This is a genomic window from Pseudomonas sp. GW822-FHT03F08 (genome assembly GCF_058801265.1).
On sequence record NZ_JBXANC010000002.1, the window covers coordinates 269,613 to 284,565 of the forward strand.

Consider the following 14,953-nt stretch of genomic DNA (forward strand, 5'->3'; position numbering starts at 1 on the left):
CATGAGTTTCTCGAACAAGGAACAGGGTCACGTTAAAGAACGCTTGCTGCCTAGGGCGAAGGACATCGATGCCTTGGTGCGCGCAGAACATCAGGACCCGTTTTCCATTCTCGGACCCCACGGCGATGGTGCCGGCGGGCAGTTCATCCGGGCGTATCTGCCCGGTGCATTGAGTGTCACGGTGCTGGACAAGGACACCGGCGAGGAGCGCGGTCCGCTGGAGGCGACCGAAACGCCGGGGCTGTTCGTCGGGCATTTCGAGCCTTCGCGGCCGTATCAGTTGCGCACCCGCTGGGCCGGTGGCGAACAGGTCGCGGAAGACCCCTACAGCTTCGGGCCGTTGCTCGGTGAAATGGATTTGTACCTGTTCGCCGAGGGCAATCATCGCGACCTCAGCGGTTGCCTCGGTGCGCAGCTGAAAACCGTCGATGGCGTCGACGGCGTGCGGTTTGCCGTGTGGGCGCCGAATGCCCGGCGGGTGTCGGTGGTCGGCGACTTCAACGTCTGGGACGGGCGTCGGCATCCGATGCGTCTGCGGCATCCGTCCGGGGTCTGGGAGTTGTTCATTCCGCGCCTGCAGGCGGGCGATCTGTACAAGTACGAAATCCTCGGCGCTCACGGCATCCTGCCGCTCAAGGCTGACCCGATGGCGCTGGCCACCAGCCTGCCGCCGGACACCGCTTCCAAAGTCGCCTCGCCGCTGCAGATCGACTGGCAGGATCAGGACTGGATGAACGGACGCAGCGAGCGCCAGCAACACAATGCGCCGCTGTCGATCTATGAGCTGCACGCCGGTTCCTGGCAGTGCGAGCTCGACGATCTGGGTGAAGTGGCGCGCCAGTACACCTGGCCGGAGCTGGCCGAACGGGTGATTCCCTACGTCAAGGAACTGGGTTTCACCCACATCGAACTGATGCCGATCATGGAGCACCCGTTCGGCGGCTCCTGGGGTTATCAGTTGCTGTCGCAGTTCGCCCCGAGCGCGCGTTACGGTACGCCGGACGAGTTCGCGGCGTTCATCAATGCCTGCCATCAGGCGGAAATCGGCGTGATTCTCGACTGGGTGCCGGCGCATTTCCCGACCGATACCCATGGCCTGGCGCAGTTCGACGGCACCGCGCTGTACGAATACGGCAACCCGCTGGAAGGCTTTCATCAGGACTGGGACACGCTGATCTACAACCTGGGCCGCACTGAAGTGCATGGCTACATGCTGGCGTCGGCGTTGCATTGGCTGAAGCATTTCCACGTCGATGGATTGCGGGTCGATGCGGTGGCCTCGATGCTGTACCGCGACTATTCGCGCAAGGCCGGGGAGTGGGTGCCCAATCGCCACGGCGGTCGGGAGAATCTGGAAGCCATCGACTTCCTTCGCCATTTGAATGATGTGGTGGCGCTGGAAGCACCGGGAGCTTTAGTGATTGCCGAGGAATCCACGGCGTGGCCCGGCGTCAGTCAAAGTACCCAGCAGGGCGGCCTCGGTTTTGCCTACAAGTGGAACATGGGCTGGATGCACGATTCGCTGCATTACATCCAGCAGGATCCGGTGTACCGGGCCCATCATCACAACGAGCTGAGTTTCGGTCTGGTCTACGCCTGGTCCGAGCGATTCATCCTGCCGATTTCCCATGACGAAGTGGTGCACGGCAAGCACTCGCTGATCGACAAGATGCCCGGCGACCGTTGGCAAAAATTCGCCAACCTGCGCGCTTACCTGAGCTTCATGTGGACCCATCCGGGCAAAAAACTGCTGTTCATGGGTTGCGAGTTCGGCCAGTGGCGTGAGTGGAATCACGATCAGCAGCTGGATTGGTATCTGCTCCAGTATTCCGAGCACAAAGGCGTGCAGAAACTGGTTGGCGATCTGAACCGTTTGTACCGCGAAGAGCCGGCGCTGCACGAACAGGACGACGCGCCGCAAGGGTTTCAGTGGCTGATCGGTGACGATGCGATCAACAGCGTCTATGCCTGGCTGCGCTGGAGCAAGGACGGTTCGCCGGTGCTGGTGGTGGCCAACTTCACGCCAGTGCCGCGTCAGTCGTATCGGGTGGGCGTGCCGTTTGCCGGGCGCTGGAGCGAGTTGCTCAACAGTGATGCCGACACCTATGCCGGTTCCAATTACGGCAATGGTGGCGGGGCGTTCACCGATGATGTGCCGAGCCATGGTCAGGCGTTGTCGCTGGAGCTGAATCTGCCGCCACTGGCGGTGTTGATCCTCAAGCCCGAACGTTGATGAAGCACCTGCGGGAGCGAGCGGCTCGCTCCCGCAGAGCGACTGGACGTGTCCTTACCAGCGCATCCGGATTCCCAGACTGCCGATCAACCCGTTCAGATCATTGTCATCCACGTCACTGCTGTAGTCGGCGCTGACATACAGGCTCACCGACGGCGTGACCTTCGCCACCAGACCCAGACCCAATTCCACCGTCGACGACTTGCGACTGCTGCTGATCTTGTCCACCTGATCGAGGGTCACCGTGTTGCCGGTGTACACCGTGTGCCACAAGTTGGTGCGAACGTAGGGTTCGACCGGCAGACCGCTCAGGTCGTAACTGCCTTTCAGCCGAGCGCCGACCCGGCCGCTCCAGGACGAAATATCACTCGATGAAGCGTTGCCCGAACCCGCGTAGGGCGTGTCGAGGGTGATCCGCTGATTGATCAACTGCGCCTGTGGCTCGACAACCCAGTTTTCACTCAGGCCGATCGGGAACCCGCCCTCCACCGAGAATGTCATCGCACTGCCTTCGGTGGCCAGGCGCGCGCCCTGTTCATTACGGCTGAAACCACTGACCCGGCCACCGCTGGCCGACAGGTCGACGTGCCAGCCTTCGGATCCGGTCAGGCTGTAGTAGGCGCCGAGGCTCTGGCCTTGCAGGTTGAGGGTGTCGGTGGTCGGATCGACGAGGGCGCGGTTGACGATCAGACCGTTGCCGTTGCCCTGGATCTGGTACGTGCCGCCGATCAATCCGATCCGTTGGGTCTGGCCGCTGCTGCCTTGCAGGGTCAGCACTGGCGGTCCTTTGAACGCTCCGCCGCCGGGTGTCGCGAACCCGGGGTTGAGGAGGTCGGTCTGTGCCTGGCGAGAGGCTTGTCCGTAGAGTTGATCCCAGGCCGAGGGGGCAAGGTCTTCGGTGATCAGGTGGTTGCCGCGCAGGTCGGGGCGCGGGCTCAAGCGTTGCGGGTCGGGGGTGATGACGGTCGCGGGCAGCGTCAGGATCGGCACGTCCTGGCGATACCAGGGCGTGGTCTCATCCGCCACAGGACCCGCCTGCGCCTCCATGGATGAGCACAGCAAGATAGAACTTGAAACGGTGCAAAAGGTGATTTTGATCTCGTGTGGGGTGAGTGAGGTTTTCATGAAGATCTACCTTGCTAGCGCATGTGGTATCTCGCCTTGGCGTCTCTCCTACCCCGAACGAGGGGCGACCGAATGGAGCGAGGCGAACCCGCAGCCACCCGTTTTCACGAGTGTCCGAAGGCCCGCCCCGGGTAGTGTTTCCGGGGGTAGTAAGGTAGAGCTAAGAAGACCGATGTCCCTGCGTCAAGAAATTGGACGATGAGCGGTATGGCTAAATCAGAAGCTGCAAGCGTTTGTTTTTCTGCACATATCTAAGTTGTTGTTTGCAGGGGGAAACACGCCTTGAACCGCGAAACAGAGCGTTTGCTTAGCCTGCTATCGGCTTGCCAGGTGATGCGAACACCCAGATTTCCTGCCAGTCCATGCAGGTCATTGCTGTCAATATTGCGACTGTAGTCGGTGCTGGCATAGACACTCGCGGCGCGGTCGAACTACAGATGCACCTCGACCGCCAGCGGCAGGTGATCCGACAAATGCGTCCAGGGCTTGTTGCCGAGTATCTGCGGGTCATGGCTGCTGGCATTGCGCAGGTAGACCCGGTCCAGCCGCAGCAGCGGGAAGCGCGCCGGGTAGGTCTTGGCCGGCCGGCCGTGATGACGCTCGAAGGCTTCGTGCAGGTAGTCGCGGCGGGAGAGGGTGAGGTTGCCCTGCATCTGCCAGTCATTGAAGTCGCCGGCGATGATCACCGGCGCGTCCTCCGGCAGGGACTCGAGCAACTGACAGAGCAGTTGCAGCTGCAATTGACGGTGGCTTTCGAGCAGGCTCAGGTGCACGCAGATCGCATGAACCTCATCGTGCCCCGGTACATCCAGTACGCAGTGCAGCAGACCGCGGCGTTCCGGACCGGTGATCGAGACATCGAGGTTGCGGTATTCGCGGATCGGGTACTTCGACAGCAGGGCATTGCCGTGGTGGCCGTCGGGGTAGACGGCGTTGCGGCCGTAGGCGAAATCGCTCCACATGCTGTCGGCGAGGAATTCGTACTGCGAGGTTTGCGGCCACTCGTTGTAGCGATTCGAATGCCGCTCGTGTTCGCCCACCACTTCCTGAAGAAACACCAGGTCGGCGCGGGTACTGCGCACCGCTTCACGCAACTCCGGAAGAATGAAACGCCGGTTGAGTGCGGTAAAACCCTTGTGCGTGTTGACCGTCAACACCCGCAGGCGATGGATGGTCGACGGGTTCAAGGGCTGTGCGTCGATGACGTGACGCTTGGGGTCGCTGGACACGGTCGCTCCTCTGAATCATGACTGCCTTTTCATGCGACTGATCCGGGCGCGGGCAGTTCACATTGAGTGACTGCCCGCGCCCGGCCTTCAATCCACGAAGACAATTTCATAAGGCAGGCGCATGCGCTCCAGAATAGCCCTGGGCAACAACGGTGCAATGCCGATGGCCGGTTCGCCGTTCAACTGGCTGGCGTAGGCGTGGGTGGCGTGGCTTTTACGCGCGACGGTCCAGGTATCGAGGCGCAGCTTGCGCGCGCGGTGCCACGGAATCTGTGCCTGATCGCGCTCGGGCCAGTGCCAGGCCCAGACCGGCACATCGTGGTAGCTGGCACCGGCCAGTCGTGCGGCTTTGGCGCTGGCCCGACCGACCACTTCATGATCTTCGGTGCCGTCTTCGCACCAGGTGCTGAACACCACGTCACCGGGTCGCAGGTAACGCGAGATGAACTCGGTCAATTGGGCTTCCTGTTCAAACAGGGCATTGTCGGTGAAACCGCCGCGCACCCATTTCAGGCTGTGCATCGGCAGGCCCAGGCGGCGCAAGGCTTCGACGCTTTCCTGGGGGCGGAACACGCTCAGGCGTTTTTCCGACCACTGGCGCGAGCCGGGATGGCTGGCGCTGCCGTCGGTGATCGAGAGCAATTGCAGGGGATGACCAAGGGAAGACAACAGTTGCAGCAAGCCGCCGCAGGTCACCACTTCGTCACCGGGGTGTGGCGCAATGACCACCGCACGCGCGCCGGGCGGCACGAGGCTATGGGTGTTGATGACGGGGATGTTGTCGAGTTGCGCGGCGCTGTTCCAGATTTGCGCCGGCAGGCCGCTTTCGCTGAGAGATAACGGTTTCATGGGGCAGGACGTCCTTGTTGAGTCTGGCCTTCAGTCACCCACGGCAACGCGTGTCTGACCCGTGAAGGCTGGTTGATAACCCTGCAGCGCTCCGAACCCTGGATTGCCGCGATGCTGAGTATTGCTCAAGACGCACGGTTCGTCGCGTTGCAGATCAATCTGCTCCGGTTTTTTTTATTCAAGCTGTGCCGTAACTCTCAAGTCGTGATCGCAGACCCAGCGGTGGAGGCCGATGTGTCGGTGTCTTGCGCTCAGTCTTCTTCGTCGCGTTGCAGTTCAAACAACAGCAGCGAGCGCCCTGTAACCGAATATTGATGCCCGAAATCGAAGCGCTCCTGACCGCGGATCGACGGTTGGTTGGTGTCGACCATGCAGGTCCAGAAACTGCCTTCAGGCACTTCCGGCAGCGTGAAGTTGACGATGTCGTGATGGGCGTTGACCACCAGCAGCAACGTCGCGTCGGCGCCTTTACGGCGGATGCCGGTTTCCTGGGCGCGGCCATCGAGCAACATGCCCAGGCAGCGGTTGTGTGCATCGTGCCAGTGTTCGGTGGTCATTTCCGTGGCGTCCGGTGCCAGCCAGGTCACGTCCTTGACCCCGATGTCTTCGTTGTATTCACCCACCAGAAAACGCCCGCGCCGCAGGATCGGGTAGGTCAGGCGCAGCTTGATCAAGCGTTTGACGAATTTCAGCAGCGCCTTGCCGTCCTCGCTCAGGTCCCAGTTGACCCAACCGATTTCGCTGTCTTGGCAGTAGGCGTTGTTGTTGCCGTCCTGGGTGCGGGCGAACTCGTCGCCGGCCACCAGCATCGGCGTGCCCTGGGCCAGCAGCAGGGTGGCGAAGAAGTTGCGCATCTGCCGGTGACGCAGCGCATTGATTTCCGGATCGTCGGTGGGCCCCTCGACGCCGTGGTTCCAGGACAGGTTGTTGTTGCTGCCGTCCTGGTTGTTTTCGTCGTTGGCCTCGTTGTGCTTGTCGTTGTAGGACACCAGATCGTTGAGGGTGAAACCGTCGTGAGCGGTGACAAAGTTCACGGACGAATAGGGACGGCGGCCGCGCTGATTGAACATCTCGCCGGAAGCGGTCATGCGGCTGGCGAAGTCGGCGAGCTGACCGTCGTCACCTTTCCAGAATGCACGCACGGTGTCGCGGAACTTGTCGTTCCATTCGACCCAACCCGGCGGGAAGTTGCCGACCTGATAGCCACCGGGGCCACAGTCCCACGGCTCGGCAATCAGTTTCACCTGGCGCAGCACCGGGTCCTGGCGGCAGGCCACGAGGAAGCTGTGACGTTCGTCGAAACCGTCGTGGTAGCGGCCAAGAATGGTTGCCAGGTCAAAGCGGAAACCATCGACGTGCATTTCACTGGCCCAGTAGCGCAACGAATCAGTGACCATTTGCAGCACGCACGGGTGACTCAGGTCGAGGGTGTTGCCAGTGCCGGAATCGTTGATGTAGAAGCGCTTGTCGTCCGGCATCAGCCGATAGTACGAAGCGTTGTCGATCCCGCGCATCGACAGGGTGGGGCCTTGCTCGTTGCCCTCGGCGGTGTGGTTGTAGACCACGTCGAGAATCACTTCGAGATTGGCTTCGTGCAGGTGCGCGACCATCTCCTTGAACTCGGCGATCTTGCCGCTGGCCAGGTAACGCGGGTCCGGGGCGAAGAAGGCGATGCTGTTGTAGCCCCAGTAATTGGTCATGCCTTTGTGCAGCAGGTGCTGATCGTTGACGAAGGCGTGGATCGGCAGCAGCTCGACGGTGGACACGCCGAGTTTGCGGATGTGTTCCAGCACATCGTCGACCATCAGCCCGGCAAACGTGCCGCGCACGTTATCCGGCACGGCGGGGTGGCGCATGCTGATGCCGCGCACATGGGTTTCGTAAATGATGGTCTTGTCCCACGGCACGCTGACGCGATGGTCGTTGCCCCAGGTGTGCGCCGGGTCGATGACCTTGCATTTGGGTACGAAGGGCGCGCTGTCACGCTCGTCGAAACTGAGGTCGGCATCCGGGTGGCCGATGGTGTAGCCGAACAGCGCTTCGGACCATTTCAACTGACCGACCAGTTGTTTGGCGTAGGGATCGATCAGCAATTTGTTGTGGTTGAAGCGGTGGCCGTTGGCCGGGTCGTAGGGGCCGTAGACCCGGTAGCCGTAAATCAGGCCCGGGTGCGCGTCGGGCAGGTAGCCGTGGAAGATTTCGTCGGTATATTCCGGCAGTTCGATGCGTTCGAGTTCGACTTCGCCGGCATCGTCGAAAATGCACAGTTCGACGCGGGTGGCGTTGGCGGAAAACAGCGCAAAGTTCACCCCCAGACCATCCCAGGTCGCGCCGAGCGGGAAGGGCAGGCCTTCACGGATTCGCGAGGGCTCGGCGTGTGCGGCGGGCTCGGCTTTCTTTGGACGGGTCATGATTGCTCCTGCAAATCGGTGTGGGCATTTTTAAAGGACGAGTGAACCCTCGGTGGCGAGCGAACCCGCCACACGGCCATTCAGTTCAACGGTTCGAAAAGCCTCAGGCTGCCGGGGGCTTGCGGGGTGCGCGGGGCTTTTTCTCGGCGGCTTTTTCGCCCGGTGGAATCACTTTCGCGGCACTCGCCGGTTTGGCTTTGGCCGTCGCGGCCTTGGGCTTGGCCGCAGGCGTCTTGGCCTCAGAGGCTTTGGTGGCTGCCGTTTTGCCAGTCGCCGCCTTCGGCGATTTCTTCGGTGCCAAAGCTTCGGCCTCGGCCAGTTTGCGCGCCATCTCCCAGTGGCGGGCTTCATGGCCTTCGGGCTTACCTTCCGATTCCCAGATCTGATAGGCGAATTCGCGGATGCGTTTATCGTCGGTACTCATCGCAATGCTCCTGAACTGAACTCATGCTTCTAGAAGTGTTGGATAAACAGATTGACCGGGACATCCCCCAGCGCAGCGCTGACCTCCAGCTCCCTGTTTTTTGTGACTGCGGTGCTCGAAAAAAGTCCCTTCAGATTTTCGTCCAAGGCGGCGAACGGTAATTCGACCCGCGTATCGCCCCAGCGCAGCGCATCGACCTGCGGTACGGCACCGTTTTCCAGCAGTGTTGCGCAACGGATCGGCACGATGACGATCGCCCGTTGCCCCCCATGCTCGCGGGCAAACGCGAGCACGTTGTGCGCCTGGCTGCCCAGCACCTCGAGGGCCTGGTACGAGCCTCGGCGAAACAACTCGGTGTGTTCGGCGCGCAGGTTCAGTACCTGAGCGATCAGTGCTTGCTTGATGCGCCCGTTGCGCCAGTTCGACAGCAGTTCCGAAACGGGCGCAGGCTTCAGTGATTGCTCACGCAGGCTGTAGTCCACCGGTCGGCGGTTGTCCGGATCCACCAGACTGAAATCCCAGCACTCGTTGCCCTGGTACAGATCCGGTACGCCCGGTACGGTCATGTGCAGCAAGGTTTGCGCCAGACTGTTGAGGGCGCCGGCCGCGGCGATGCTGTTGACGCTCTTGGCCAGTGCTCCGCGCAACAGTTCACCTTCGGGAGCCAACAACAGCTGTTCGGTGAAGGATTGCGCGGCGTTTTCGTAGGCTTCGTTCGGCGCACTCCAGCTGCTTTGCAGCTTGGCTTCGCGCAGGGCTTTCTGCTGCCATTGCCAGATGCGTTTGGCGTAGTCGGCGAATCCATCCTGATCGTCGTTGTGCAGTTCCAGCGGCCAACTGCCGAGCAGCGCCTGATAGAGGATCAACTCGTCAGCAGCCGACGGCATCTGATCGTCGCTGCGCAGCGGCCGGGCGAGGGCGCGCCACAGCTCGACCTGTTCGGCATACCAGTGGCTGCGCTCGCTGAGCACAGCCAGGCGCGTGCGGGTGTCTTCGCCGCGTTTGTGGTCGTGGGTGGCGGTGGCCAGCAGGTTGTCGGGGAATGTCGCCAGACGTTGCAGGTTTGTTGCGTGAAAATCACTGACCGGGGCGCTGAACTGTTCGGTGTTGTAGCCCACGTCATTGCGCGACAGCAGCACCGCCGAGCGGTACAGCGCGGTGTCTTCCACGGCTTTGGCGGCGGCGGGTGAGGTCAGTTGCTGAAAGCGTACGCAGGCGTGGCGCAGGATCTTGCGCGACCGCCCACGGGGTTTGCGCCGCCACGGCTGGCCGCCGAGCCAGGCGGACACGGACTCAAGCACCGGCCAGTCGCTTTCGCTCAATGTCTGGCGCGCACCTTCCATGGCCTGCTGGAAAAACACCTCGTCCTGCGCCGAACGGCCCATCGCACTGATGTAGGTGCGATACACCGGGAAATGCACGATCAACGCCTGTAACACCCGGCGGATCGAGCCGAGCGTGAGGTCGCGGGTCATCAGGTCGTCCCGCGCCACTTGCAACAGCGCCTGGGCAACGCTTTCGCAATCACTGGCCAGCGAGCCGTTGAGAATCTGCTGACGTGCCAGCCGTGCTTCTTCGATAAACGCGGCGGGGCGCTCGGTGCGGCGTTGCCACAAGTCACCGAGCACATGTTCACCGGCCGGGTCGTGTTGCAGCAGCGACAGCTGATTCATGAACTCGTAACCGGTGCTGCCATCCACCGCCCAGTCGGCGCGAAGGGTTTCACCGTCGCCGAGAATCTTCTCGACGTAGATCGGCAAGTGTCGCCCCGGTGCCAGAAAGTCGAGGCGTCGGCGCAACTTGCGGCAATAACCCCGAGGATCGGCGAGGCCGTCGATGTGGTCGATGCGCAGACCGTCGATCAAGCCTTCTCCGATCAACTGGAAGATCTTGCCGTGGGTAGCTTCGAACACGGCAGGCCGTTCGACACGCAAACCGCCGAGTTCGTTGATGTCGAAGAAGCGTCGCCAGTTGATGTCGTCCGCCGCCGTGCGCCAACTGGCCAGGCGATAGCTTTGCCGCTCCAGTAGTTGATGCAGACGCTGGAAACCGTCGTCGGTCTTTGAGTCGTAGTGCATCAAGTTGCGCTGGATGGTTTGCAGGATGTGCGGGTCGCTGGCCAGTTGCTGGAGTTCTTCCTTGAGCGGGATGGCCAGCGAGCGGGCATCGGTCTGGTAGCTGAGGCTGCTGAAGCGATCGGCCAGCGACTTGAGTGCTTCGTTTGTCGGCTCGTCGGGTTTGAGCAGTTCGCCGTAATCGCCGGGGCAGATCGGGAAGTGATGCTCGTAATGCTCGACGTGGAAGGTGCCGCACTCGGCGTTGAACACCAGCGGCAGCGTGCCGTCCTGCAACGCGACGCCGTAATCGCTGCCAAGAAAGGGCAGCAGCAACTGGCCTTCCATCAACGGATCGGGCGAGTGCCACTGGATATCGAAGAACTCGCCATAGGGGCTGAGCCGGCCCCATTCCAGCAAATCGAGCCACCACGGATTGTCACCGCCACCGACCGCCATGTGGTTGGAGACGATGTCGAGGATCAGCCCCATGCCGTGTTCACGCAGGGCCGCGACCAACCGGCGCAAGGCTGGTTCGCCGCCGAGTTCAGGGTTGACCCGGGTCGGGTCGACCACATCGTAACCGTGCATGGAACCGGCGCGGGCGGCGAGCAGCGGCGAGGCGTAAACATGGCTGATGCCGAGCCGGGCAAAGTACGCCACCAGCGGCACCGCCTGATCGAGGGTGAAACCTTTATGGAATTGCAGGCGCACCGTGGCGCGCAACGACTGGCCTGGCGGTGCACTCATTGGTCACGCTCGGCCGCCTGAAGGCGGGCGCAGGCGAGCAGTTCCAGACGTCGCGCGGCATCAACCCCATCGAGCAACGTTTCGCTGGTGCCCGGCAGGCGCCGTGACCAGTTGGGGTGGGTGTCGATGGTGCCGGGCAGATTGGCCTGTTCGTCCAGGCCCAACGCGTCTTCCAGCGGTAGAAGCACCAGCGGCGCACGGGTGTGGCCGAGGAAACGGACACTGGCGTCGACCACTTGATCGGCCTCGTGGGATTCCTCGCGAAAGTTCTGCGGGTCCTGGCTCAAGGCGCCCCGGAGGCCTTCGCGCTCGCGTTCGCGATAACGGCGCCAGTCGATTTCACCGTTGGCGTCGATCAGCCCGAGTCGCGCATTCCAGTCGATGTCCCGGCCATGCCACCAGCCATTGAGCGTCGGGAGGTCGTGGGTGCTGGTGGTGGCCAGCGCGTTGTCCGGCCAGTCGAGGATCGGTTTGAAATGGGTGTTGTCCTGCTCGAACAACAGCACGCGCATGCCGAGCATGGCGCGGGCGATCAGTTTTTCCCGCAGGCCATCGGGCACGGTGCCGAGGTCTTCGCCCAGCACGATCGCCTGATGGCGGTGGGATTCGAGGGTCAGCAACCGCAGCAAGTCGTCCACCGGGTAATACAGGTAAGCACCGTCCGCCGGTGCCGCGCCGTTCGGGATCACCCACAGCCGTTGCAGGCCCATGACGTGGTCGATGCGCAAGCCGCCGGCGTGGGCAAAATTGGCGCGCAGCATGTCGATGAAGGCACGAAAACCATTGCGTATCAGGCCTTCCGGGGAGAATGCAGAGATGCCCCAGCCCTGGCCGGAGCGATTGAGGATGTCCGGTGGCGCCCCGACGGTCAGCGACGCCAGCAATTCGTCCTGAAAACTCCAGGCCTGACTGCCGGCGCCGTCGGCACCCACCGCCAGGTCAGCGATCAGACCGATGCCCATGCCGGCGCTGCGCGCAGCGTTCTGTGCACGCTCCAGGCAGCGGTGGATCAACCATTGGCAAAACGCGAAGTAGCCGATGCGCTCGGCGTACTCCTCGGCAAACGCACCGAGGGCGGCACCTCGCGGGTCGTGCCAGTGCTCCGGCCATTCACGCCAGTCGAGATTTTCGCCCCGGGCGGCACGCATTTCCTGAATGGCTTCGAAGCGGCAGTGGTTTTCCAGCGCTTCGCCACCCGCGTCGCGGTAGCTGGAAAAATCCGCCTGCAACGGATGTTCGCCACGGGTGAAACCTTCGTACAGCGCTTGCAACAGTTTTTGCTTGGCGTCGGCGGCGCTGGGCCAGTCGATCAGTTTCAGGTTTTCCAGTTGCTGGAACTGATCGTTGAGGCCAGCGGTGTCGATGGCATCACGCAGGGCGCGCTCGCCGAGAATCGTCCCCGGCGCGGCATACAGCGAATTGAGAAACAGACGGCTGGACGGCGAATACGGGCTGTAGCGCCCGGTGTCGGCGCTGAACATCGCATGCAGCGGGCTGATCGCCAAAGCGTCGGCACCGCGTTCGCCGGCGCTGCGGGCCAGTTCTTCCAGCGCCTGGGTGTCGCCGAAACCACCGTCGCCGGGGCGGCGCAGGCTGTAAAGCTGCACGCTCAGGCCCCAGGCGCGAGGGATCGGGCTGTCCACGGCATCGCCCACGCTGTAGCAGCGCTCGGGGGCCACGGCCAGGGTGAATTGTTGACCGGCGATGTGAACTTGCTGATAACCGACCGGGATCTCACCGGGCAACACCGCATCGGCATCCAGCTTGAGCGACAGCCGCGTGCCGTCCTCCAGATGAATCTCACAGGGACTTTCAGGTTCGAAATAGCGCGCCAGGTCCAGATCCGCGCCGACATCGGCAGTCAGCAAGGGCGGCAGTTGGCGGTCCTGTTGCACTTGTTGCAGTTCCAGCAGGCTGGCGTCGATTTCCTGGGCTGAGCCGGCCGGGTGACCGAGCCCGGTAAGGACATTGCGCAGCACGGCCGGCGCGACTCTCTGCGGGCGGCCATTGGCATCGATCCAGTCGACCGCGAGGCCGGCTCGGCTGGCGAGAATTTCCAGTTGCGCATCGCTCATAGGCGCTCTCCATCCAGGGGTGGCAAAGGGGTTGCGGCCGTGAGGCTGACGAGCGCGCAATACGGGGGCAGTCGGCCCGCGTCCTGCAGGTCGGCGGCGGGCGGTTGCTGCAAGAGCCACACCGCGTCGGCCTGTGGTGGGTTGACCACTGGCGTGTTGCTGAGGTTCAGGTCGATTCGCAGCTCGCTGCCATCGCCCAGACGCCAGCGTGCACTCACGGCGCCAAACCCCAGCACCTGTGCACCGAGTGCCTGGGTGCCGGGCAAATGCGGGGTGATGTGTTGGTGGCGCAGCTGCAACAGATGTCGATACAGCGCAAGCGTTGTCTGCTGTTTCGGCGTGCCGCTGCCGATCAGCCTCGGTTGCGAGGCGTGGAACGTCTGCTCGGCGTTGGGATCGGGAATCTGCTCGCGGCGTTGCGGATCGGCGAAGGCGCTGAACGCGGCGAACTCGTTACGCCGGCCTTCGCGCACAAGCTTCGCGAGCTCGCCGTGATGGCTGGTGAAGAACAGGAACGGTTGCTCGGCAGCGTATTCGTCGCCCATGAACACCAGCGGAATCATCGGTGACAGCAGCAACAACACCGTAGCGGCCTGAAGCGCGCGCGGATCGGCCAGTTGATGCAGGCGCTCGCCGAAGGCGCGGTTACCGATCTGGTCATGGTTCTGCAGGAACAGCACGAACGCGGTGGACGGCAGATGTTCGCTCGGCTCGCCACGGGGCGTGCCGTGGCGGGTCAGATGGCCCTGAAACACAAAACCCTGACTCAGGCAGCGGGCCAATTGCTCGGTGGGGTGTTCGGCGTAGTCGGCGTAATAGGCATCGGTTTCGCCGGTCAGCAGCACGTGCAGGGCATTGTGGCCGTCGTCGTTCCACTGGGCATCGTAGGCGTCTTCCAGCAGGCTGGCCTGGTTGTGCTCGTTCTCCACGGTCAGCCAGACATACCGCGCCGGGTCGATCTGCTGCCGTATGCGCTGCGCCAGTTCAGGCAGGAAGTCGGGGCTTTCTATGGCATGCACAGCATCCAGGCGCAGTCCGTCGAAACGGTATTCGAGCAGCCACATCAACGCATTTTCGACGAAGAAGTCCCGTACTTCGCGGCAGCGGAAATCAATGGCCGCGCCCCACGGGGTGTGTTTGTCTTCGCGAAAGAAACCCTTGGCGTAGCGATGCAGGTAATTGCCGTCGGGGCCGAAGTGGTTGTAGACCACGTCGAGAATCACCGCCAGGCCATAACCGTGGGCGCTGTCGATCAGGTGTTTGAGTTGTTCCGGCGTGCCATAGGAAGCTTGCGGCGCGTAGTGCAGCACGCCGTCGTAGCCCCAGTTGCGCTCGCCGGGAAACTGCGCGATCGGCATCAGTTCGATGGCGGTGATGCCCAACCCGGCGAGGCGCGCCAGATGCTGCTCGACTTCGGCAAAACCGCCGAGGGCGCCGACATGCAGCTCGTAAATCACTGCTTCGTTCCAGGGCCGACCCTGCCACGTTGTATTCCGCCAGGCATAGGCGTGCGGATCGACGACCACGCTTTGGCGGTCGAGGTCGCCGTCCTGCGCCCTGGAGGCCGGGTCGGGCACCTCCAGTTCGCCGTCGATGTTGTAGCGGTAGCGACTGCCGGCGGGGCAGCGGCTCTTGATCACGAACCAGCCGTCAGCCTGCGGCAGCATGGGCAGAGACCGACCGTTGCCCAGCTCGACGCTGACGTAAAACGCATCCGGCGCCCACAACGCGAATTGCGTGTGGTCGGCATCCAGCATGATCGCGCCGTGGGGCCAGGTTTCAAGGGACCGTAACGGCATCGTT

At 62.6% G+C, this 14,953-nt stretch carries 9 protein-coding genes; 1 reads left to right on the forward strand and 8 read right to left on the reverse strand.

Annotation, left to right across the window (positions count from 1 at the left end; genetic code table 11):
• Position 1 precedes the first annotated feature (1 nt).
• Complete coding sequence (glgB, locus tag AC1RME_RS05105) at positions 2 to 2,233, forward strand: 1,4-alpha-glucan branching protein GlgB (protein WP_096820267.1); 2,232 nt, start codon at positions 2 to 4, stop codon at positions 2,231 to 2,233.
• Positions 2,234 to 2,287: 54 nt separating this feature from the next.
• Here glgB and AC1RME_RS05110 read toward each other — a convergent pair whose 3' ends face one another.
• From AC1RME_RS05110 to treZ, 8 genes are all read right to left on the reverse strand, one after another.
• Complete coding sequence (locus AC1RME_RS05110) at positions 2,288 to 3,358, reverse strand: autotransporter domain-containing protein (RefSeq protein ID WP_096820268.1); 1,071 nt, start codon at positions 3,356 to 3,358, stop codon at positions 2,288 to 2,290.
• 431 nt (positions 3,359 to 3,789) lie between these two features.
• Complete coding sequence (locus AC1RME_RS05115; RefSeq protein ID WP_096820269.1) at positions 3,790 to 4,587, reverse strand: endonuclease/exonuclease/phosphatase family protein; 798 nt, start codon at positions 4,585 to 4,587, stop codon at positions 3,790 to 3,792.
• An 87-nt stretch (positions 4,588 to 4,674) separates the two neighbouring features.
• Complete coding sequence (locus AC1RME_RS05120; RefSeq protein ID WP_096820270.1) at positions 4,675 to 5,436, reverse strand: PIG-L deacetylase family protein; 762 nt, start codon at positions 5,434 to 5,436, stop codon at positions 4,675 to 4,677.
• Positions 5,437 to 5,687: 251 nt separating this feature from the next.
• Entirely contained in the window at positions 5,688 to 7,847 is a 2,160-nt protein-coding gene (gene glgX, locus AC1RME_RS05125; RefSeq protein WP_096820271.1) for a glycogen debranching protein GlgX, read from the reverse strand.
• Positions 7,848 to 7,950: 103 nt separating this feature from the next.
• Positions 7,951 to 8,271: a DUF2934 domain-containing protein gene (locus AC1RME_RS05130; RefSeq protein ID WP_096820272.1), complete on the reverse strand. Its 321-nt coding sequence runs from the start codon at positions 8,269 to 8,271 to the stop codon at positions 7,951 to 7,953.
• A gap of 29 nt (positions 8,272 to 8,300) precedes the next feature.
• Positions 8,301 to 11,075: a malto-oligosyltrehalose synthase gene (locus tag AC1RME_RS05135; protein WP_096820273.1), complete on the reverse strand. Its 2,775-nt coding sequence runs from the start codon at positions 11,073 to 11,075 to the stop codon at positions 8,301 to 8,303.
• Positions 11,072 to 13,150 carry a 4-alpha-glucanotransferase gene (malQ, locus tag AC1RME_RS05140; RefSeq protein WP_096820274.1) on the reverse strand — a complete coding sequence of 693 codons (2,079 nt, stop codon included), beginning with the start codon at positions 13,148 to 13,150 and terminating at the stop codon, positions 11,072 to 11,074. Before malQ ends, AC1RME_RS05135 begins: the two co-directional genes overlap by 4 nt.
• Entirely contained in the window at positions 13,147 to 14,949 is a 1,803-nt protein-coding gene (treZ, locus tag AC1RME_RS05145) for a malto-oligosyltrehalose trehalohydrolase (RefSeq protein ID WP_096820275.1), read from the reverse strand. Before treZ ends, malQ begins: the two co-directional genes overlap by 4 nt.
• Positions 14,950 to 14,953: the final 4 nt, after the last annotated feature.

What these genes read in the sequence shown, in the direction of transcription:
- glgB (WP_096820267.1), top strand. Translation starts at nt 2, where the DNA reads ATGAGTTTCTCGAACAAGGAACAGGGTCACGTTAAAGAACGCTTGCTG.
- AC1RME_RS05110 (WP_096820268.1), bottom strand. Translation starts at nt 3,358, where the DNA reads ATGAAAACCTCACTCACCCCACACGAGATCAAAATCACCTTTTGCACC.
- AC1RME_RS05120 (WP_096820270.1), bottom strand. Translation starts at nt 5,436, where the DNA reads ATGAAACCGTTATCTCTCAGCGAAAGCGGCCTGCCGGCGCAAATCTGG.
- glgX (WP_096820271.1), bottom strand. Translation starts at nt 7,847, where the DNA reads ATGACCCGTCCAAAGAAAGCCGAGCCCGCCGCACACGCCGAGCCCTCG.
- AC1RME_RS05130 (WP_096820272.1), bottom strand. Translation starts at nt 8,271, where the DNA reads ATGAGTACCGACGATAAACGCATCCGCGAATTCGCCTATCAGATCTGG.
- AC1RME_RS05135 (WP_096820273.1), bottom strand. Translation starts at nt 11,075, where the DNA reads ATGAGTGCACCGCCAGGCCAGTCGTTGCGCGCCACGGTGCGCCTGCAA.
- malQ (WP_096820274.1), bottom strand. Translation starts at nt 13,150, where the DNA reads ATGAGCGATGCGCAACTGGAAATTCTCGCCAGCCGAGCCGGCCTCGCG.
- treZ (WP_096820275.1), bottom strand. Translation starts at nt 14,949, where the DNA reads ATGCCGTTACGGTCCCTTGAAACCTGGCCCCACGGCGCGATCATGCTG.